The organism is Mucilaginibacter sp. P4_G9 (assembly GCF_056400985.1).
Genome location: NZ_JBFUKF010000051.1, coordinates 1 through 21,789, shown reverse-complemented (window position 1 = coordinate 21,789; position 21,789 = coordinate 1). Strand labels below are relative to the sequence as shown.

The following is a 21,789-nucleotide window of genomic DNA, read 5'->3' as shown; positions in this document are numbered from 1 at the left end:
ACTGAACTTCGATTGAAGCAATCATTGACGTCCGAAATTGATTGGTTTTTTACATGCAAAAAATCGTATTGCGGATTTTTGGATGCAAATAAACGACTGCCTTAGTACGTGCCGGCCTGTAAATTTATATTACCAGATTTCATATAATTTGCCAGGGGGCGTCAGATCCGTTGTTTTGCATAGGTTTTTTTGATGAGCTTATCAAGATGGTTTCTGGTATAGTGCCGGCAAAAAACCCTGCCGGATATTTACCAGGCAAGGATTTTTTATAATTTTCATTGGTTTTTTCAGCGAATGCCGGACTAATTGACCGGGATAAGTCTTAACCGCAATCAGCTAATCATTTCTGTCAATTCGCCAGAATGGTTTCAATTCTGGCCAGTTCGTCGCTGGAAAATGCAATATTATCCAACGCTTTTAATGAGTCTGTAAGTTGCGCGGGCCTGCTGGCGCCGATTAATACGGATGTTACACGGTGATCTTTCAGCAGCCATGATATAGCCATTTGGGCAAGGCTTTGCCCGCGCGACAGGGCAAGCTGGTTAAGCTGTTTTATTTTTTCGAGTTTTTCCGGTGTGATGTGGCTGGTTTGCAGAAATCCGGTCGAGCTCGCCGCCCGTGAATCTTCCGGAATGCCGTGCAGGTATTTATCCGTTAACATGCCCTGGGCCAGCGGCGAAAAAGGAATACAGCCTACACCGTCTTTTTCTAAGACATCCAGTAACCCTCCTTCAACCCAGCGTTCAAACATCGAATATTTAGGCTGATGGATAAGGCACGGAGTGCGAAGGTCTTTTAATATTGCGAAAGCCTTTTCTGCTTTATCGGCAGGATAGTTGGATATTCCGGCATAAAGGGCTTTTCCCTGGCGTATAACCAGGTTTAGTGCGTCCATGGTTTCTTCGAGGCTTGTTTCAGGATCCGGGCGATGATGATAAAAAATGTCCACATATTCCAGCCCCATGCGCTTTAAGCTTTGGTCGAGGCTAGAAATCAAGTATTTTTTTGATCCCCAGTCGCCATAAGGGCCGCTCCACATGGTATAGCCGGCTTTGGTGCTAATAATGAGCTCATCGCGGTAGCCGGCGAAGTCTCTTCTTAATATATTTCCGAAATTTTCTTCGGCCGTGCCTGGCGGCGGCCCATAATTATTAGCGAGGTCAAAATGGGTGATGCCACTGTCAAAAGCAAGGTGTAAAATTTTGCGAAAGTTGTCTGTATCATCCGCATAGCCGAAGTTGTGCCAAAGGCCGAGCGAAATTTCCGGCAGCTTAATTCCGCTTTTGCCGCAACGCCGGTATTGCATTTTTTTATATCTGTTTCCGTCAGGTAAGTATGTCATATAAGATCTGATGATTACGAATTTTTTGAAATTGAAATATAATTTTTGGCAGGATAGGGTGCATTCCTGTCCTGTATTTTGAATGAGCCGGTTCTGATCCCGGGGTGCACCGCTTGTATACTGCTAAACGTTTGAGCCATTTGTAAATATTTTTGAATTATCAATATATATGCAGTGTTGTACTGTTTAGAACCAGGTCAGTCCCCTATGTTTACACTTGCATACGTTACCTTGTTTCTGGTGGACAGCCAGCCCCCGGAAATAATAAATAAATTTCCATTGCTGAGCGGCAGCAATCCACGTGAATAGGCAAAACCCATCGGGGTATTATCAGAAGCCCATGTACCCGTTCCATTGCTCTGGTTTACAAAAATTTTACCGGAGCCAGCATTGTTCATTACCAGTTTGCCACTGGGTAATTCTGCAACATAAGGAGAACCACCGTTTGCAATGGTTGTGCCGGCATTGGATGGGTTCCAATTTTCAGCATCTGCAGAGATTTTGTAGTTCGTTGGTGTACCAGAAGCATTCACCACTTCATAAGTCATAATATATTGCCCGTTCGCCATTTTTGCTACCGATGCCATCCCGGGTCGGAGGGTGGTGCCTAATGCTACGTCATTTACTACCGAGCTCCATGCTACACCGTCTGCGGAGGTTTCATGGACTAACTTTTGGTTGTTGGCCGGGTCTCTTTCATCCGAATAGTAACAAATCAGTTTATTATTGGCCACCATTAAGAATGGTTCCCAGATAGGATCCTGCGTTCCATCTGAATTAGCAACACCACCCGTAGCAACGGAGCTTACAAAGCTCCAGGTTCTGCCGAGATTGTTGCTTTTATAAATATCAATCTTTGTGTGGGAATAATCACTGGGACAACTGATCCCGGTACAAAGCAACGTACCTGCTGGCATGCTGCCAATTTGTTGGGGCAATTCATACAAAAAAGGCTCGAATTTCATTTGCCAGCCGCTTCCGTTCACCTGGTCAGTGACATCAGCCACTTTGCTCCAACTGACGCCGCCGTCGGTACTTTCAAATATAGGAAATCCCTGAGCCGCGGATGAATATCTTTCAAACGTGGCATACATTTTTCCATCATCTCTTCCGCTGTGACTAAGCTCCGCAGCCCTGGCATATAATGCCCCCGGCATAGGATCACTGGCTGCAGGAGTGTACATTGTACCCGGCCCGAATGTGCTTCCGGTAGAATTTTTTACTGAGTCGGGAATAGTTACGGTATTAAGCGATTCGTCTTTGACTGAGTTGCCTTTTTTACAGGCAGTTAACAACAATACTGGTAACACAATCAAAAAAAAGATTGCAGGAAGAAAAAACATCGATTTTAGCGTCCGTAGGCGCAATATGGGGTAATTTAACTGAATTTTCATACTTATAACGGTTAAATGGTTAATAATTTTTATCATTAGCGTCATCAGTGAAGCGTTATATGTCCGCCCCATTATTGCATCCATTCGGGTTTTATTTTCCGATCAGTCAGTCCTGCTCTTTTTATTTTTTTTACAATATTCATCTTTGAGCCCCGGTAGCTTCTACCAACTTTAAATGAGGCTGCAGCTACTTGTTTTTTGGAATTGTCAGTTGCAAATAAACCGACAACAGACGGGTTAAAAAGGGGTAGAATTGGTAATATAAAAGGGTTTATTTTAATCTGAAATACGGTTTTTTTGGTAAATTTTCTTGTTTGAAGAACAGGATGCCTCCTTGCGATTCAGGAATAAAAATTCTTCCACAACTTAGCCGGATGACCAATAATTTACGAAGACAAAATCACCAGACAACGCTAAACCGACTTGATAACCGGATTATTCGGAAATCAACCGGATAGGTTATTTCCTTTCCGGCACAAGTACCCGAAGTCCAACTACGTTCAGCGTTCTGATCAAACCTGCATTTACCCTATGGCGTGATATTTTGTAAACAACCGCAGATTGCCCGTACTGTTATATCGCTCCAGCTACTTATGATCGCACTTCATGATCTGCAGATATACAATTAATTCGGGTTGCTAAACATGTCGATTTTTTATCGGGTTGTAAATGAGTGGCCGTCGCGGCCTCCCGGACTAAATCAAAAGACCCTTGCCAGTATTATCTGACAAGGGTCTTTTACAGCCGTTACTATTTCACAATGCCGTTCAATACTAATTGACAGTATCTTCTGCCATTGCTGATTAAAGCTATTGCTACTTCCAACGTCTGCATCGGTGCCGCATCAGCCGTTTGGCATCCGTTGTTTATACATTTTCCGTTTGCTCTGTGGATTGTTTTTATATAGAGCGTAACAGGAACGTAAAGCTTATACAATATTGAATTGCCGTACAGTGATCACGGGTATTGCGCATGAACTGATTTAAAGTTGAAGCGCGATACGGATAAAGTTCTATATTCCTGAGGGCGACTTTGTTTGGCCTGTATGATTTGTGCATTAATTGGGAATTTAACGTACTGCATTGTATGCTGTTTAAGTTTTCTAAGGGCTCCTAAAATGACCGGTTTGGGTAAAAAGCAGGCTTTAACGTGGTTTAAATAAAATTCTACCCTCTAAAAATACCAAAGACACCCCTTTTTGACAATCTCATTAAAGCTTATTTAGCCTTGCTGATTGAGCCGGTTCGACATTTACCGGCTAAAGCGACAATTATAAATAAATATGAATCAGGATTACGAGTGACTGTCTAAAATTAAAAATCGAAGAGAGGAGGGTTTCGCCTATAAACTAAATTCAGACTAAACGAAAAAACTGAAAAAAATACCGGGAAAGCTGCTACTAACCCGGCATTCGGTTTCAGTTCCTAATTAATTATACCCAATTACAAACTTTAAACTAACCAAAAGTAATGAGAAATTACATTTTAGCGACGAGGATAGGATTATTATCCCTCACGCTTAGAAATTTATTGACCAATAGATTACTGCTTATTTTGCTTTTTTTTATAACCCTTCAAGCGCAGGCTAATGCCATTAATCTGCCGGTAACCAAAGAACATAGAAATATAGTATTTGTTGATGTATTAAGGGAAATGAAGGGATCCGGAGTTCCTGCAGACCATACTATAAAAGGCAAAGTAACCGAACAAGACGGCCGGCCGCTGATTGGTGTTACCGTAAGTATAAAAAGTAAAAAGAGGGTAACGACAACAGATAAAGCAGGTCAGTTTTCAATAGCAGGCGATGTTGGCGATATTATCACTTTTACCTATGTAGGATATAAAACGCAGGAAATTGCGGTGGCAGACCAGCAGGATCTTCATTTAAATCTTGTTCCGGAAGAAACAGATTTGGATGCTGTTGTGGTTGTTGGATACGGCATTTCTAAAAAAATAAACCTGACTGGTGCCGTTGAAAGTGTAAAAGCCAAAGAGCTGGAAAAAATGACGGTTGTAAATACGACAACTGCGCTATCCGGCAAATTACCCGGTCTGGTGCTAAAACAATCATCGGGTAAGCCGGGCAGCGACGATCCGACGCTGAGTATAAGAGGATTCGGCTCTCCCCTTATTATTGTGGACGGCACCCAACAGGGTAATTTCGGAAATCTTGATATGCAGGACATAGAATCAATAAGTGTACTGAAAGATGCATCAGCGGCTATATATGGTGCACAGGCTGGCAACGGTGTAATCCTGGTAACTACTAAAAGAGGAACCTCCGGAAAACCTAAGATAGCGTTTAACTCCGCCTACACCTTATCTACACCTACAAGGTATCCAGCGATGATGAATGCGGGCGAATACGCAGAATTATATAATGAGGCTCAACTGAATGACGGTGTCGCCACGCAAAATCTTAGGTTCAGTCAGGATGCGATAACTCATTATAGAAGCCAGGACGATCCGGCCAATTATCCAAATACAAATTGGTATAAAGTTGCCACAAGGAAATTTGCACCCCAGCAAATAAATAACCTTAATATCGATGGTGGAAATGAAAGCGCAAAATATTTCTTTTCACTCGGACAGGCGAGCCAGGGCGGATTATGGAAAAGCGGAGACAGCAGATTCAACAGATATAACGTCCGTTCAAATCTTGATGTTAAAATTAATAAATCCCTATCGGCTTCTGTTGATATTTCTGGCAGAAAAGAAAATAGAAGTGATCCAAATATAAGCGTAAATGATATTTTTCTCGATATTTTAAGAAGTCAGCCTATCTATGGCGCTACATACCCCGATCCAACCAAATACCCGGCACTGGGGCGAGTGGGCGCAAACGGATTGAATGCAACCCAAAAGGATGTGGTTGGGTACGTCAATGATGAACGCAATTATTTTACCGGCACCTTTAAGCTGAGATACGATTTTCCTTTTATAAAAAATCTCTACGCAGAAGGGCGATTGACTTACTATAAAGATGACGACTACAATAAAAACTGGTCTCAACAATTCTCAACTTATAACTATGACCGTGCTCACGATATTTATAGCCTGGTAAGCGTAAACGGTTTAAATGCTTTAACAGAAAGCCAGGCAAACAACAGGCGAACAACCGAGCAATATTCCCTTAATTATGACACTAAATTCGGCAAAAATTCACTGAAGGGATTGGTGTTGTTTGAGGGAATCAGCGGGAATGGCAATAATTTTTCAGGTAACAGAATAAACTATATTTCAACAGCCGTGCAACAGCTTTTTGCCGGAGGTACGGATAACCAAACCACAACAGGTACCGCATACGAAGACGGAAGGGCAAGTTACATAGGGAGGCTTAACTATGGGTTTGATTCGAAGTATTTGCTGGAAACAACCGTTCGATATGATGGCTCACCTAAATTTGCAAGTGATCGCCGATGGGGCTTTTTTCCCAGCGTCTCATTAGGGTGGATTATTTCCCAGGAAAAATTCATGTCTAAATTTCATTGGATTGATAATTTAAAACTAAGAGTATCCTATAGTAATACAGGTAATGACAATACTGGAAATTTTCAATATCTAACGGGTTATCAATACAACGGCACCTATATCGTCGGCTCTTCTCCACAGCAAACCATTGTAAGTACCGGATTAGCCAACCCTTATATTACCTGGGAAAATCTTCATAACTACAATGTCGGTTTGGACACCCGCTTGTTTGGAGCAATCAGTGTAACTATGGACGTGTTTTATAGAAAACGTGAAGGGATATTGGCTACCCAGGCAACGTCCTTACCTTATTCATTCGGGGCAGTTTTGCCTGCTGAAAATATCAATAGTCAGGATAACAGGGGATTTGAATTAGTGTTGGGATACAGGAAAAATTTAGGTGATTTTAACCTCGGGTTAACAGGTAATATTTCGTATTCCAGGGCGAAATGGCTTCATTACGAAGAGCCGACATATACGGATCCCGATCAAATCAGAATCTACAAACGCACAGGGAAGTGGGTCGATCAAACATTTGGCTATATAACCGATGGTTTCTTTCAATCAAAACAACAGATTGCCGGTTGGTCTATTAATCAGGACGGGGCAAATAATACAACCCTGAAACCGGGAGATTTGATCTACAAAGACCTCAACAATGATGGTAAAATCGATTGGAAAGATCAGTCCTCGATTGGAAACGGGCAGATCCCAAACTGGTATTATGGTTTAAATATGGATTTTTCATGGAAAAATTTCAGCCTGAACGCCCTATGGCAAGGAGCTACCGGATTTAACTTCCAGATCACCGCCGACGCCCAGTCGACATTTACCCAAGACCAGAATGGATACGAATACTTCTATAAAAACCGCTGGACGCCTGAAAGACCTGACGCACAATATCCCAGAGCAAGTATTGGTTTACCAGCCAATCAAAATAGGTTTTCGGATTTTTGGTATAAATCAGGAGCCTATTTAAGACTAAAATCGCTAATGCTGGCCTATTCCTTACCGAAGCAGCTCGTGGCGAAACATGGTTTTCCTGACGTATCTGTGTTTATTGCAGGAACAAACTTGTTAACCTTCGATAATTTGTCTCATTTTGGATATGATCCGGAAGCCCCCAGCTATAATAATGGATTGTACTACCCTCAACAGTCAACCTATACACTTGGATTAAGAGCTAAATTTTAAAAAATACAGTCATGAAAAAATACTTACTTATAATGCTAACCTTGGTCATGACCTCCTGTGCCAAGGAATTGCTCGATAAAAAACCGATCGACAGAATATCCGACGGAGCTGTCTTTAATGACACCGCGTTAATAAACGCGTACATTTACAATTTGTATAATGAACTGCCATTGCATATGAATAATGCCGGATGGAACTGGAACCCGCTCGGCGCTGCTGTTTATTTTCCGGATGTGCTTTGTGATGAAGCTGTACAGCAGGGCGGGTACTGGGATCAACGTGTTATCTACAACAAGGGTTTGGAGAATGCAACCACTACCTATGATCAGTGGTGGGGATATCCCACAGTTCGCAGGATGAACGAGTTCCTTGAAAAAATTGGAAGCAGCACTTTAAGTAAAACGGATATTAATGTTTACACGGCGGAGGTTCGCTTTCTTCGCGCGTATGCCTATTTCGAAATGGTAAAAAGATATGGCGGCGTTCCACTCATTACAAAAGTACAACAAATCACTGACCCCATCGCTCAACTTGCTGTGCCCAGAAATACTGAAAAGGAAGTTTATGATTTCATCTACTCCGAGTTAAATGAAATATACTCAATACTACCTGATGTGAGGTCCAATACAGAATACGGCCGGGCCTCAAAATACGCTGCGCTTGCTTTAATGAGCAGGTCAATGCTATACGCTGCCACTATTGCCAAATACGGCCAGGTTCAAGTCAATGGAATTGTGGGCTTGCCAAGTGATCAGGCAAATGATTATTTCCAAAAATCTTATGATGCCTCAAAGAAAATTATGGACTATTCCCAGAGCACGGGCAATATAGCATTGTATAATAAATATCCTGGTGATAAGGCGAAAAACTTTTATCAATTGTTTATGGATAAACGTAATGTGGAAACTATTTTCTCCGTTCAGTACAATGGACTCAGCGGCAAGGGGCATTCCACAGATTTCTGGCTTGCTGTTCAAGGCATTTCAGTGGGATGGGGCCAGGAAGTCAATGTGCTCTTAGAGGAAGTGGAAGCTTTTGAAAATATAGATGGTTCGTCCGGCAAATTAGACCGTGCTGCATTGAGCCAGGGGGCATATGATATTATTAACCTTTTCAAAAATAAAGACCCCCGCTTTAATGGATCTGTTCTTTATCAGGATTCGCCGTGGCAAGGAAAGAAGATTGAAAGGTATTCGGGGACGTGGGTATCAAATGGCGGAGTAGATCAGCTTTTAACAAGTCCTAATCAGACGGTTAACGGAAAAGTAGCCTGTTCACCAGGCGGCGGTCCTTACGCGATGACTGGATTTACTCCAAAAAAATACTATGATGAACAGCTGGTACTACCCAATGCGGGTCAGTCTCAAACTGATTTTATTGTTTTTAGATATGGTGAGATTTTACTCAATTTCGCTGAAGCTGCTTTTGAACTAAATAAATCGTCGGATGCATTGAATGCGATAAACCAATTACGAGCAAGAGCCGGAATTGTCAACAAGGCGACCCTGACACTTAATGATATCAGGAATGAAAGGCGCGTTGAATTAGCATTTGAGCACCATCGAATGTGGGATGTAAGAAGATGGAGGACAGCGGTTACCGATTTATCAAAGAGTTTTTCAGGTATGGTGTATTATTTAGAAGCGTCGACCGGAAAATATAGGTTGAAATTTGTAGATCAGGTGGATGGTTACAGCAGGCTGTTCCAGCAAAGGCATTATTATCATCCTATAACGCCGGACAGGATTGCAAATGACCCTAAATTGGTTGAAAACCCCGGGTATTAAGTGAAACAATCAAGCGGGCGTCCGGAGAACGCTTGCTTGTTGGTTTTTCTTTAAAAAAAATCAGGCCTCCAGGAATTTATGCGAAGATGGTGATTCTAAACTACTCTGAACTACTAAGATGAACCATTTATGGAGATCAGTGGAGGAAAAGACATCGTGAAAGATACCGGCGAAGCCGTAATAAGATAAAGAAAAAGCACTCCGGCCGCAGCGCCGTATTTTTGAGAACTAAATAAATTGGAGATAGTTATGAAATACATTAGTTTGTCAATACTGAGTTTCATTTTATGCATTTGTAACTTATTTGCACAAGGCAAGATTGATCTTAGATTTAGAGAGAATATGCCTTTGGATTCAATAACTTTAAGTGATCCCGCAATTTTGGCGGATCAGCAAACGCAGATGTACTACATGACCGGTACCGGGGGGGAAATGTGGAAAAGCAAAGACCTGAAGTTATGGGCCGGACCTTATAAGGTGACGCAAACAGATCCCAAGTCATGGATGGGACCGAATCCGCAGATATGGGCAGCTGAACTTCACAAGTATAAAGGGAGGTATTATTATTTTGCTACGTTTACAAATAAAGCGGTCATAATAGACAAGGTAAAAGGCAACGCCATCGAACGTCGGGCTTGCCATGCGCTGGTCAGCGACAAGCCAGATGGCCCCTATGTTCCTATGAAAGATTCTATTTACCTGCCAGCCAATAAACCGACCCTGGACGGGACTTTCTGGGTTGATAAGGACGGAAAACCGTATATGGTGTATTGTTACGAATGGCTACAGAATTGGAATGGCACTATTGAAAAAATTGGGTTGAAGCCGGATCTCAGCGGTTCCGTAGGTGAAGGAAAATTATTGTTCCGTGCAAGTGATTCTCCCTGGAGCCGTGAAATAGACAAAAACGGGAAAGTCCGGCGAAGTAAAGTGACAGATGGTCCCTATTTGTTCCGTACCGGAACCAATAGACTTGGAATGTTGTGGACCAGTTGGGTGGATGATATTTATATGCAAGGAGTTGCCTATTCACAGAGTGGCACATTGGATGGCCCCTGGTTTCAGGAGAAATTACCCGTTACCCCACCCAATTTCGGACACGGAATGTTGTTCCAGACCCTGGAAGGAAAATGGTTGATGTCTATTCACAGCCATGAAAACAGAAAAGGTCGCTTTCATCGTGTGCCTCATTTTTTTGAAATTGATTTAACAGGAGACAAATTGATTGTTGGCAAACTCTATAGGCCATAAGTCAAAGACTAAACCTTCTGTGTTGACCATCTCTGTTTCGTCAACACAGCAGGTTGTTAATGAGTTATGAAAAGTAAGCAAGAGAGCTATTTAGCTATTTAAGGCAAGCAAAAAAAGTATTGCTTTATAAAGTCGATAGGAATTGAGCGGACGAAGAGTTTTTTTAATTTATTATAGAACGCAAGTTATTCTTGAATAAGGTTGAACTTGAAGTATTTGGACATTCCAAATTGATTTTTTTATTGCAAATAATTGCTGGGAATTAATTACCCGCTTCAATAAATCACTGCTTCGGTGTTCATTCTTAGCAGATAACTATCTGCGTGTGTTCAATGTCTGAATTTCAAGTGAAATGCAAAGGATTACCAGGTCGTCACTTTGGATTCCCGCCCCATAAAAGAACCCTGTTGATAGTTCCATACAATCGGGTCAACAAAAAATCCCTGGCAGTATGACCTGACAGGGATTTTCTGTTGACTATTATGTATTTCAGAACGGCTTATTGGTGTTAGTTAACCGGTACCTTCTGCCATTGCTGGTTAAAACTGCCGCCATTGTACCACATCTGCATCGGCGCGGCATCCGGCGTCTGCCCCCCGTTATCTATACATTTCCCATTTGCTCTATTGATTATTTTCACATATCCACTGCCTGCATCTACTATTTGCCATTGTTGATTCTGGCTGGGACCGTCTTGGTATTGCCCTACAATGCTTCCATCAGTGGTTCTGTTCATATCGTCAAGATAACTGCCTCCTGTCCTGCAGGATATTTTTGAATATCCCTGACCGGTATTTTGAATTAGCCAGTTTTGATTAGGAGATCCGCCACTTGTATATTGATAAACGTTTGAACCATTTGAAAATACCCCCAGGTTATCAATACACTTCCCGTTGGCCCGGTTTATAAACTTGCAGTAGTTCCCTATATCCATACTCGCATACGTTATATTGTTTTTGGTGTTGGCCTTTCCCCCGGAAATAATAAACAAATTACCATTGGCCAGAGGCACCAATCCGCGTGAATAGGCAGAACCAATAGGAGTACTAACGGAGGTCCATGTTCCTGTTCCGTTAGTCATGTTTACATAAACACTCCCGGAATTAGCATTGTTCATTACCAATTTACCGCCGGATAATGCAACAATATAAGGAGAGCCCCCGTTCGCAATTTTTGTACCCGCATTGGATGGAGTCCAATTTTCGGCATCAGCAGATATTTTGTAATTAGTTGGTTGCCCCGAAGCATTTACAACTTCATAAGTCATGATATATTGTCCGTTCGCCATCTTTGCCACTGTTGCCATCCCCGGCCGCAGGGTGGTACCAAGGGCTACATCGTTTACTACAGCGCTCCATGTAACGCCGTCGGTGGTTGTCTCATGTACTAACTTTTGGTTGTTGGCCGGGTCTCTTTCGTCAGAGTAATAACAAATCAGTTTATTATTAGCCACCATTAAGAACGGTTCCCATATTGGATCCTGAGTTCCATCTGAATTGACAACACCTCCTGTAGCAACTGAACTTACAAATGTCCAGGTTCTGCCTAAATCATTGCTTTTATAAATATCGATCTTTGTTTGTGAATTGTCACTTGGGCAACAAATGCCTGTACAGAGCAATGTTCCTGCAGGCATACTGCCAATTTGCTGAGGCAATTCGTACAAAATCGGCTCGTACTTCATTTGCCAGCCGCTTCCGTTAACCTGATCAGTGACGTCAGATACTTTGTTCCAGCTTACGCCGCCATCGATACTTTCAAATATCGGGAAAGTTTGGGGACCGGTGGAATATCGTTCAAAAGTAGCGTACATTTTGCCGTTATCTGCACCGCTATAATTAAGCTCGGCAGCCCTGCCATATAATGCTCCGGGAATAGGATCACCTGCTGCCGGAGTGTACATTGTGCTTGGCCCAAATGCACTCGCAAGAGAATTTGTCATCATGCCCGGATTAATTACAGGGGCGACCGCGCCGGCTTTGTCATTAATGAGGTTACTTTTCTTGCAGGCAGCAAAGCACATGATTACCGACACGAGTAGTAATAATTTAGACCTGGAAAATGAGGGTTTAAAAAGTGGAAACATGGTTTTCAAGGGCTGATGGCCACCCTTGCCAAGACTGGAATTTGTAAAAAGGAAGGGGCCTCCTAAAAGCGGATAATTTGATTTGATTTTCATACTCATATGGGTTATTTGGTTAATAATTCTTTCGGGTATGGCATCCGGCCATGCTTTATCAATAATTACTATTACATTATGTTGAGCTAACTCAATCTCCATCGCATTTGCGGCGTCAACAACCCGTGTAAATTCCTGTAATGAAGAAGCTAGTACATCGTTGGCGGAAAAAACATGTGAAACATACCCTACGTATCAAAATGTTTAATTCAACCGTATGAAAAGCATCATTTTTTTTGCAATAATCTATTTGTATAGACAATCCTAAGTTTATATACACTCGTTATTTTGTAACTGGCTCGACTTTTCAGAAACGTGTCTAAGCAAAATATGATCACCTGGTGCAGAAGCAATTCCAGGATTAAAATCTTTTTTGCATATCATTTATGATAATCTGCTTGTAATTGGCGGGACAAATAAGCATACAAAAAATGAATTGCATAAGGGTGGAATTGGTAATAAAATAGGGAGGATTTTGAATTTCAAGGCTGTTTAGGGTATGCGTAGACCAAGGAGGGAGAATAATAAAAAGTGGGGCCATGTAACATCCGCTTTTCCAGTATTAATTATATCAGGTTGGAAGACTGGGCTGAGCAAGTTTACAAACCAGGTATATTGGCTAAGCAGGATCAATTATATAAAAAGCCGGAGTATGAGCCGTCACAGATCTATTCAGCTAACCTGACCAATAAAGAAGAACGCTGTTCCTGTCGGTCCGGGAAAGATAATGGTCAACTTCAAATGGGAGTAAAGCTTTTAATAACACGATTGCACTATTAAAACGAGTATAATATGGCGAAGATATTTATTACCGAATCAGCCGACGGACTTGGGCAACTTACAGCAAAAGCTTTAATAACGCTGGGGCATGAGGTCGTCCTCATGCCCGCAATTCAGAGCGGGGCAAGCAGGCGCTGGAGCAAACACCCGGTGCGGCAGATGTGTTGATCGCCGACTTTGCCTGTATCGAGGAAATCAAAGCACTCGCTTTGAAAGCCAATGCCTTGAGTACTTTCGATGCGGTTATTCACAATGCGGGCGTTTACCAGGCACCAAAGAGCGCCATTGGCACGAAAGGGCTGCCGGTATTACTTACAGTGAACAGTCTTGCACCTTACATGCTAACCGCTATAATGCACAAACCGGAACGGCTGATTTACCTGAGCTCCGGAATGCATCTTCAGGGGAGCGTTAAGTTTGATAATCTGCTGGCCGGCATAAACAATGGTTCCGGCCATGTCACTTATTCTGATACAAAACTGCATGATCTGATTCTCTCGATGGCTGTAGCCCGCAAATGGGCTGGTGTATATGCCAATGCGGTTGATCCGGGCTGGGTGCCAACAAAAATGGATGGTGCAGGCGCGCCCGACAGCCTGGAAAAAGGCTTTCAAACACAGGTATGGCTTGCTGCAAGTAATGATCGTGAAGCATGCGTAAGTGGTCATTACTTCCATCATAAGCGCCAGGCTCATCATTTGCAGGCAGCGAATGATATTGCTGTAAAGGAAAAATTCCTTTCAATCTGCGAGCAGTTGACAGGCGTGAGCTTCGACGAGAGCCGGCCCTGATAAAAACCAATGAATGCAAAGTTAACGCCCAACTAAACCATCTGTAATAGTGCACTAAAAATCATTAGATGTCCGTCGCTTTTTTGCCGGGCTATCATCTCAGGTTACTTTCTCATTTCACTATAAATAAAGGAGTTTTCAGCGTGTCCGCCAGGTATGCTGAATGTTGCCTTGTAAACCATGCTACCCTTCCCGGGTTACAGGAGTTATATGTATTATTAATTTATCTTTTCGAACCGCGATGCCCATCCACCGCCCGAGGCCATGTGTATAGTTAGTTTATCTTTTGAACTTAGATTCGTTATTGTTTTTTTATAATCAGTCGCATCCTTATTTGCATTTATTCCATCTTCGAACACAATAGCACGGTAATTGCCTTGCCCTAAAAAGGAAAGATCTATCGTTATTTCTCTTGGATCCCAGTTAGTCATCGCTCCGCTATACCACGTTGTGCCTTTTCGGCGTGCCATGCTGATATATTCGCCAACTTTTCCGCCTAAAGCTATAGTCTCATCAAATGTTGTGGGCACGGCCGCAATATAATCCGTACATTCCTGTTCGCGCTGGTATATGGTTGGGTTGTCTGCAAGCATCTGCAACGGTGCCTCAAAAACCGTGTACATGGCCATTTGGTGGCAACGCGTACCCTGTGTCATGGGATTCGAATTTACCGGTCGATAGCTATCCTTACTCGCATTACGCATGCCTCCGGGTGTATAGTCCATAGGCCCGGAAACCATGCGGATAAAAGGAATCGTTACATCATAAACCGGCTGATCCGTGGTTCCCCATTTCATATTTTCCAATCCCTTGACGCCTTCGAAATTGACCACATTGGGATAAGTGCGCTGCAGGCCGCTGGGTTTATACATACCATGAAAATCGATGATTAGATGATGTTCAGCTGCCTTCTGGGCGATCTGATATAAAGAACTTACCATCTTTTGGTCGTCGCGATCAATAAAATCAATTTTGAATCCCTTAACTCCCATTTTAGCAAACCTACTGAACAGCGCGTCAACATTCTGATGTAATGCATACCAGCTGGACCACAAGATAATCCCGACATTTTTACCATGGGCATAATCGACAAGTTGCTGTACATCCATTTTGAAGTCATTCAGATCGGCCTCTGCCGACCAGCCTTCGTCTATAATTATATATTCGAGCTTATCGGCAGCGGCAAAATCAATATAATATTTGTAAGTAGGTACATTGACACCGGCTTTAAAGTCAACATGTGAAAGATTCCAGTCGTTCCACCAGTCCCAGGCTACTTTACCGGGCCTTATCCATGAATAATCTTTTATCCGCGACGGCTCTGCCAGCTTTTGCATCATGTCATTGTCGGCCAGCTTTTTATCGGCATCACTGATAATGATTACGCGCCATGGAAACTGGCGGGTACCCGGTGTTTTTGCAATGTAACCGGCACGCTTATTTACTACGTAATTGATGTTATGATATCCACCGGTTGTTTCCTCGGTAGGGTACTTTGCAAATTCGCCCTGGAGGCTTTTGTTTCCGCCTGATGTTATATACATACCAGGGTAGTCCTGCACATCGGCCTCCAATATTACAGCTTTTTTATTATTGCCAATGTCTACTAAAACAGGTAAAAATGCCAGTGAATCCCGTGTTAGTGCAGAGAGCTTCATGTTGTTGTAATGCGCTTCGAAGGATGTAGTGAATTTATCATGATTTCGATAATCATTCACAAAAGGGAGCAATGCATTGTAATCCTCCTTGAAATTGAAGTTAGCTTCCTCATTAATAATCGTTATACTATCTTTTCGCGCGGTAAAAAAGCGGTAAGCCACTCCGTCATTATAGGCTCTGAATATCAAACCATAATTCCCTTTAAAAAGAATTGTAAGCTGGTTGCAATTATTCAGCACCTGATGTTTTTTATAAATAGGAGTGTTGATGATTTCACTTACAGTAATTGCTTTAGCGCTTACAATTTGCGGGCCTTTACCTAATACGATACCATTAGCCAGCGTAACGGAAATTTCGGAAGGCGTAATAATTTCGGTACCGCTATGACTAACTGTCCAGCTAATGGCTTTTCCGCTTGTGACAATTAAACTAATCGCTCCATCAGGAGATCGTAATTGGTAGTTTTTGGATGGCTGGGCGAATGATGCAAATGCAAAAAGTGTTAGGCTTAAGAAGATTAAAGTTTTAAAGTTCATCAGTTTTGATTAATTAAATAAGGGAATTTGTTGCATTTGCCATCCGTCTGACAGCTAGTTTAAGGTTGCTGTAAGTTAAGGTAACTGGTATATAAGCATTTGACAATTATAACAAACTTTCCAAGTTATCTTACTATGAGGGTTTAAAAATGAAGGAAAGATAGATGAACTGTCTTATTCTTGTTAACAGGTTTGATTATATTTATAATATAAATGTTAAGCAAAGAATGAGGATCTGTCCGATTGACCCTTTAGTTGATGTCAAAAAAGCAGTACCTAAATTGTAACCGCTTGAATATTCCGCAAGCAGCTTGTTCGGAATTATTCTTTTCTGGAAACCAGCCCGAATAACTGCAATTATTGCTGATTTATAGCCTGTCTATTAAAAGATTGCCCATCCCGTGTAAGCTTTGGTATTCGACGCGAATGGTCCGAGCGTGTGACTGTATTTGTGTTTACCAGTCTGGATAAGATCTGAATTGATGGTTTGCCGTAGATGTCTATCTCTCACCGAATCTTAAACGGTTTTCGCCTACTTCTTCAGCGAGCTTGTGAATTATTTGATTTCCTTAATCATTCCTTTGATTGTTTTTATTACCGTAAAGTGCCATCAGGGTAATTTTGTATTGTATAAAAACAACTGTAATAAATCAAAAAAGATGGCAATCAAATAGAATGGAATATTCAAGGGTAAAGTTGCCTTTGTTGCCGGTGGCAGAACGGGAAACCTGAATAACGATAATTAAATAAGCAATACCAAGTCAATACATCTATCATGGAAAACAATAAAAACAACGAAGAAAATAAGAATAATAACGGGATAGGGCGGAGAGATTTTCTAACTAAATCAGCATTAACTACCGCCGGTCTGGTTGCCGGCAGTACATTCCTTGCTCCGTTTGCTGATGCGCAGACAACAAAGAAAATTAACACAGGCGTAACCAGCAGGAATAATTCGGACCCTATTGCAGCAAAGGGAATGGCGGCTTATTCGCCCGACGGCCCGCTGAAACTCATGACTTTCGAACGCAGGGCCTTAGGGCCGAAAGATGTAGCGATCAAACTCCATTATTGCGGCGTTTGCCACTCTGATATTCATACGATACATGAAGACTGGGGGAAAGTTCATTTTCCTCAAATTGTTGGTCATGAGCTTGCCGGTGAGGTAATAGCTGTAGGGTCAAGCGCCAGTAAATTCAATGTTGGTGCGCGGGTTGGTGTAGGCACCATGGTTAATTCCTGCCGGCATTGTTCCGAGTGCGAGGCCGGGCATGAAAATTATTGCCTGAACGGCAATGTACAAACCTATGGTTCAAAAGACAGAGATGGCTCGATTACCCAGGGCGGTTACTCCACCTTTGTCGTTGTGGATGAAGATTTCGTCATCAATATACCTGAAGCTATGGATCTCGCGGAAGCAGGCCCACTTTTGTGTGCGGGTATCACAGTCTATTCGCCGCTTCGCAGATGGGGCGTAACAACCGGAATGAAAGTGGCTATTTTGGGTATGGGAGGATTAGGACATATAGCTGTAAAACTGGCCAAAGCATTGGGCGCAGAAGTAACCGTCTTTACGACCTCTGCTGATAAGGTCGATGACGCTAAAAGGTTTGGTGCAACAAATGTTGTTATCAATAAAGAAGGTGCTGATTTTTCTGCCTACAACCATCAATTTGACTTTGCGCTTGATACCATCCCTTACATACATAATATCAAACCCTTTATTCCGCTGCTTAAACGTGATGCGACTTTTTGCCGTGTTGGGGTAGGTAAGGTTTCTGATGATATTGAAACTGGTCAGATGAGCCTTGTCATGTTTAGGAACGCCATCGCCGGATCAAATACAGGTGGGATACAGGAAACACAGGATATGATTAATTTCTGCGCCTTAAATCATATCAAACCGGAAATTGTCAAGATACCGATGAAGGGAATTGATAACGCCTGGAAACAGGTTGTCGATAGAAAAGCACGTTACCGGTATGTTATCGATGTACAATCGGTGTAAATAGAATATCAATGACGGAACAGAAAAATTATAAGGAAGATAAACCACAGCCATTGTGGAGCGCGGTATTTGCTGTGGCGCTGGCCGTTGCTGGCTTGATTACATCGGAGTTCTTACCAGTAAGCTTATTAACGCCAATGGCAAAAGACTTGAAAGTAACCGAGGGTGTAGCGGGGCAGGCCATATCAGTAACTGCTGTAGTAGCTATGGTCGCTAGTTTGCTTATGCCATCAGCTACCAAGCAAGTAAACAGGCGATGGGTGCTGTTGTCTTTTGGCTTACTCCAGATCGTGTCGAATCTCTTGGTATCTTACTCCCCGAATTTTGCATTACTTTTAGCTGGCCGGGTTCTTTTAGGCATTGGCATTGGTGGCTTTTGGTCGATGGCGGCGGCGACTGCAATACGCCTGGTATCTAAAGAACTCGTGCCCAAGGCTCTTTCTGTCATTTTCGGGTCGGTGTCTGTTGCTACCGTTGTGGCTGCGCCAATGGGCAGTTACCTGGGTGCTCACATTGGTTGGCGCAACGTGTTCCTAATTGCAGCTGTATTAGGTGTATTTGCTTTCATATGGCAGGCTATAACGCTCCCGTCGATGCCTACGGAAAAGCCTGCGAAGCTGAGCACCTTGCTACACGTTTTAAAACGCCCGTATATCAAAGCTGGTATGCTGGCCACCATGTTTGTATTCGTTGGCTACGCCACATTCTTCACTTACCTGCGTCCGTTTTTAGAAACGGTAACAGGCGTAAATGAAAACACACTTTCTACAATCCTGCTGGGCTTCGGCATCGCCAACCTGGTGGGGACTACGCTCGCGAGATACTTGTTGGAATGGAATATTTACCGTTCATTATCAATTGCGCCACTGTTAATGGGGGTTATAGTAGCCGGTCTGGTAGTTTCAGGGCAATTTACTTTTGTAGCTTCTTCATTGATCGCATTGTGGGGTATGGTTTTCGGTGTTGTGCAGGTAGGTTGGACGGCCTGGCTTACCCGTACCATTCCGGATGAACTGGAAAGTGGTGGTGGAATTCAGATCGCTACTATACAATTAGGTATCACTGCCGGGGCAGCCATAGGCGGTTATATCTTTGATCTCACCGGCACGAAGGGCGTTTTTATCAGCAGTAGTATTTTTACGCTTATAGCGGCATTAATAGCCATGCTTGCATTCAGAAAACAGGTTATTTCAAAAATAACAGATAAATTAATAATGAGTAAAATAACAATAATGATTGCCGCTTCCCTAATGTTATGGGGACAGGCTAAGGCACAAAACGTTAACAAACCAAAGACAGTAACTATGAAAGAGATTTCAGCAAAGGAGTATACCACCTTTAAAGTAAGCGATAAAGTGACGCTCTACGCGGTTACTTTTAACAACCAATATCAGATGAAAGTTGCCGGGCATCTTTTCATACCTAAAAACCTGGACAGGAATCAAAAGCATGCAGCGATTATAGTTGGGCATCCTATGGGGGCAGTAAAAGAACAAAGCGCCGACGTTTATGCCTCCACGATGGCTGACCGCGGTTTTATAACCTTAGCCATTGATGTGTCCTTTTGGGGTGAAAGCGAGGGCCAACCCCGTAATGCAGTTCTTCCGGATGTTTATGCCGAGGATTTTAGCGCCGCAGTTGACTTTCTGGGTACCCGGCCATTCGTGAACAGGGAAAAGATCGGCATAATCGGCGTGTGTGGAAGCGGAAGTTTTGTTATCAGTGCAGCAAAGATCGATCCCCGTTTGAAAGCTATTGCAACCGTTAGTATGTATGATATGGGTTCGGCAAACCGCAATGCGCTTCACCATTCCTTAACGCTGGAGGAGCGCAAACAAATTATCGCTGCTGCTGCGGAACAGCGTTATATTGAATTTAACGGTGGTGAAACCAAATATACCAGCGGAACTGTGCACAAACTTGAGGAAACCACAGACCCGATCCAGCGGGAATTCTATGATTTTTACCGTATGCCACGTGGCGAGTACACACCAAAAGGTGGCTCACCAAAGCTGACGACACATCCCACACTGAGCAGCAACACTAAATTCATGAACTTTTACCCGTTCAATGACATTGAAACCATTTCCCCGCGTCCGATGTTATTTATTACAGGAGATCAGGCACACTCCAGGGAGTTCAGCGAGGATGCATACAAATTAGCTGGCCAGCCTAAAGAGTTACTGATCGTTCCGAATGCAGGGCATGTAGATTTATATGATAAAACAGATCTGATTCCCTTTGATAAACTGACAGCCTTTTTCACCAAAAATCTTTAATTTTTTGAAGATATCAGAACTAAACAGGTTAAACATACTTATAGATAGAAGTACAAACAGATATATAATATCTAAAAATCTTTAATATGGAAATTATAAAAAATGGAGTACAAGCCTCAGCAAAAGGCCCGGAGGCCTGGTTTACAGGTGCCGTGCGGATTGACCCTTTGTTCTCGAAGAAAGAGACTACCAAAGGTGCCGGCGCTCTGGTGACTTTTGAGCCAGGTGCCAGAACAGCGTGGCATACGCATCCGGCTGGTCAAACGCTTATCGTGATCTCCGGTCTCGGCTGGGTACAACGTGAGGATGGTCCCATCGAAGAGGTAAGCCCAGGCGATGTTATTTGGTTTGAAGCGAATGAAAAACACTGGCACGGTGCTTCGCCGGGAAAGGCGATGAGCCATATTGCCATTCACGAGGAAGTGAACGGCCAGGTCGTTACCTGGATGGAGAAAGTTACTGATGAACAATACGTAAAATAATCCATAACATTCAAAAGGCAGATTATCTTAAATATTAAAATCAAGTAGCCCATGAATTGCGGTTAAATATTGTATGAAAAAAAAACAGTCGCTTATGAAGTAATCCGCTATTAAACTTAACGATATGAATAAGAAATACACGGCCATCCTAGCCTGCCTCCTGCTTGCAAGAGCGGCTTGCCTGGTCCCTTTTCAAAACTTTGGCTACCCCATTCCGGCCGAACCAGGTTATAGAATCAACAAAAAAAATATAATGAAATCTGATATCATAAAAGTAAAAATAGGTTTGAAAACTTTTACTGCCGTGCTTGAAGATAATGAGACTGCAACAGCGTTTAAAGCGCTGTTGCCGCTTACGATCAAAATGGGGGAACTAAACGGGAATGAAAAACACGGCGATATAAATGGTAAGCTGCCGCTTCATGTTTATGATCCTCGTAGTATTAAAAATGGTGACTTGATGATTTGGAGTGCCAACACATTGGTGCTGTTCTATAAGTCATTTTCTACGCGGTACAGTTATACTAAGCTTGGCCAGATCGCGGATACAACAGGGCTCGCAGCCGCGGTTGGTTCGGGCGACGTTACTGTTCGTTTTGAGCAGTAATTAAATGAATAAGCTTGAGATATAGAATGC

At 42.7% G+C, this 21,789-nt stretch carries 13 protein-coding genes; 9 read left to right on the top strand and 4 right to left on the bottom strand.

Annotated features, from left to right (window positions below; genetic code table 11):
- Positions 1-349 precede the first annotated feature (349 nt).
- Positions 350-1,342: an L-glyceraldehyde 3-phosphate reductase gene (gene mgrA / locus AC1DPZ_RS07245; protein ID WP_477402256.1), complete on the bottom strand. Its 993-nt coding sequence runs from the start codon at positions 1,340-1,342 to the stop codon at positions 350-352.
- Between the two features lie 197 nt (positions 1,343-1,539).
- Positions 1,540-2,652, bottom strand: coding sequence for an exo-alpha-sialidase (locus AC1DPZ_RS07240; RefSeq protein WP_477402255.1), 1,113 nt, complete (start codon positions 2,650-2,652; stop codon positions 1,540-1,542).
- Positions 2,653-4,205: 1,553 nt separating this feature from the next.
- Between AC1DPZ_RS07240 and AC1DPZ_RS07235 the strand changes: the two genes are divergently transcribed.
- The 3 genes from AC1DPZ_RS07235 (at position 4,206) to AC1DPZ_RS07225 (ending at position 10,438) form a co-directional block, all read left to right on the top strand.
- Positions 4,206-7,400, top strand: coding sequence for a SusC/RagA family TonB-linked outer membrane protein (locus tag AC1DPZ_RS07235; RefSeq protein ID WP_477402254.1), 3,195 nt, complete (start codon positions 4,206-4,208; stop codon positions 7,398-7,400).
- 11 nt (positions 7,401-7,411) lie between these two features.
- Positions 7,412-9,187, top strand: a complete 1,776-nt coding sequence (locus AC1DPZ_RS07230; RefSeq protein ID WP_477402253.1) for a RagB/SusD family nutrient uptake outer membrane protein — start codon at positions 7,412-7,414, stop codon at positions 9,185-9,187.
- Positions 9,188-9,436: 249 nt separating this feature from the next.
- On the top strand, positions 9,437-10,438 hold the full coding sequence (locus AC1DPZ_RS07225) for a glycoside hydrolase family 43 protein (RefSeq protein WP_477402251.1): 1,002 nt from the start codon (positions 9,437-9,439) through the stop codon (positions 10,436-10,438).
- Positions 10,439-10,946: 508 nt separating this feature from the next.
- Here the strand turns inward: AC1DPZ_RS07225 and AC1DPZ_RS07220 are convergent.
- Positions 10,947-12,719 (bottom strand): RICIN domain-containing protein, encoded by a 1,773-nt coding sequence (locus AC1DPZ_RS07220; RefSeq protein ID WP_477402250.1) that lies wholly within the window; start codon positions 12,717-12,719, stop codon positions 10,947-10,949.
- Between the two features lie 690 nt (positions 12,720-13,409).
- On the opposite strand from AC1DPZ_RS07220, the gene AC1DPZ_RS07215 reads away from it, so the two are divergent.
- Both AC1DPZ_RS07215 and AC1DPZ_RS07210 read left to right on the top strand, forming a co-directional pair.
- A complete protein-coding gene (locus tag AC1DPZ_RS07215; RefSeq protein WP_477402249.1) occupies positions 13,410-13,565 on the top strand; it encodes a hypothetical protein in 156 nt (51 codons plus the stop codon).
- Entirely contained in the window at positions 13,559-14,188 is a 630-nt protein-coding gene (locus AC1DPZ_RS07210; RefSeq protein ID WP_477402248.1) for a Rossmann-fold NAD(P)-binding domain-containing protein, read from the top strand. Before AC1DPZ_RS07215 ends, AC1DPZ_RS07210 begins: the two co-directional genes overlap by 7 nt.
- A gap of 218 nt (positions 14,189-14,406) precedes the next feature.
- On the opposite strand, the gene AC1DPZ_RS07205 is transcribed toward AC1DPZ_RS07210, so the two are convergent.
- A complete protein-coding gene (locus tag AC1DPZ_RS07205) occupies positions 14,407-16,383 on the bottom strand; it encodes a glycoside hydrolase family 97 protein (protein WP_477402247.1) in 1,977 nt (658 codons plus the stop codon).
- 775 nt (positions 16,384-17,158) lie between these two features.
- Here AC1DPZ_RS07205 and AC1DPZ_RS07200 point away from each other — a divergent pair.
- From AC1DPZ_RS07200 to AC1DPZ_RS07185, 4 genes are all read left to right on the top strand, one after another.
- The gene (locus AC1DPZ_RS07200; RefSeq protein WP_477402245.1) at positions 17,159-18,391 is read left to right on the top strand and encodes an NAD(P)-dependent alcohol dehydrogenase; all 1,233 of its coding nucleotides are present in this window, start codon (positions 17,159-17,161) and stop codon (positions 18,389-18,391) included.
- Between the two features lie 11 nt (positions 18,392-18,402).
- Positions 18,403-20,670, top strand: a complete 2,268-nt coding sequence (locus AC1DPZ_RS07195; protein ID WP_477402244.1) for an MFS transporter — start codon at positions 18,403-18,405, stop codon at positions 20,668-20,670.
- Positions 20,671-20,756: 86 nt separating this feature from the next.
- Positions 20,757-21,152 (top strand): (R)-mandelonitrile lyase, encoded by a 396-nt coding sequence (locus AC1DPZ_RS07190; protein WP_477402243.1) that lies wholly within the window; start codon positions 20,757-20,759, stop codon positions 21,150-21,152.
- Positions 21,153-21,276: 124 nt separating this feature from the next.
- Entirely contained in the window at positions 21,277-21,759 is a 483-nt protein-coding gene (locus tag AC1DPZ_RS07185; protein WP_477402241.1) for a cyclophilin-like fold protein, read from the top strand.
- Positions 21,760-21,789 lie beyond the last annotated feature (30 nt).

Bases quoted from the DNA above. Each gene is read 5' to 3' on its own strand.
- mgrA (WP_477402256.1), bottom strand. From the start codon at position 1,342: ATGACATACTTACCTGACGGAAACAGATATAAAAAAATGCAATACCGG.
- AC1DPZ_RS07235 (WP_477402254.1), top strand. From the start codon at position 4,206: ATGAGAAATTACATTTTAGCGACGAGGATAGGATTATTATCCCTCACG.
- AC1DPZ_RS07230 (WP_477402253.1), top strand. From the start codon at position 7,412: ATGAAAAAATACTTACTTATAATGCTAACCTTGGTCATGACCTCCTGT.
- AC1DPZ_RS07225 (WP_477402251.1), top strand. From the start codon at position 9,437: ATGAAATACATTAGTTTGTCAATACTGAGTTTCATTTTATGCATTTGT.
- AC1DPZ_RS07220 (WP_477402250.1), bottom strand. From the start codon at position 12,719: ATGGAGATTGAGTTAGCTCAACATAATGTAATAGTAATTATTGATAAA.
- AC1DPZ_RS07215 (WP_477402249.1), top strand. From the start codon at position 13,410: ATGGCGAAGATATTTATTACCGAATCAGCCGACGGACTTGGGCAACTT.
- AC1DPZ_RS07205 (WP_477402247.1), bottom strand. From the start codon at position 16,383: ATGAACTTTAAAACTTTAATCTTCTTAAGCCTAACACTTTTTGCATTT.
- AC1DPZ_RS07200 (WP_477402245.1), top strand. From the start codon at position 17,159: ATGGAAAACAATAAAAACAACGAAGAAAATAAGAATAATAACGGGATA.
- AC1DPZ_RS07195 (WP_477402244.1), top strand. From the start codon at position 18,403: ATGACGGAACAGAAAAATTATAAGGAAGATAAACCACAGCCATTGTGG.
- AC1DPZ_RS07190 (WP_477402243.1), top strand. From the start codon at position 20,757: ATGGAAATTATAAAAAATGGAGTACAAGCCTCAGCAAAAGGCCCGGAG.
- AC1DPZ_RS07185 (WP_477402241.1), top strand. From the start codon at position 21,277: ATGAATAAGAAATACACGGCCATCCTAGCCTGCCTCCTGCTTGCAAGA.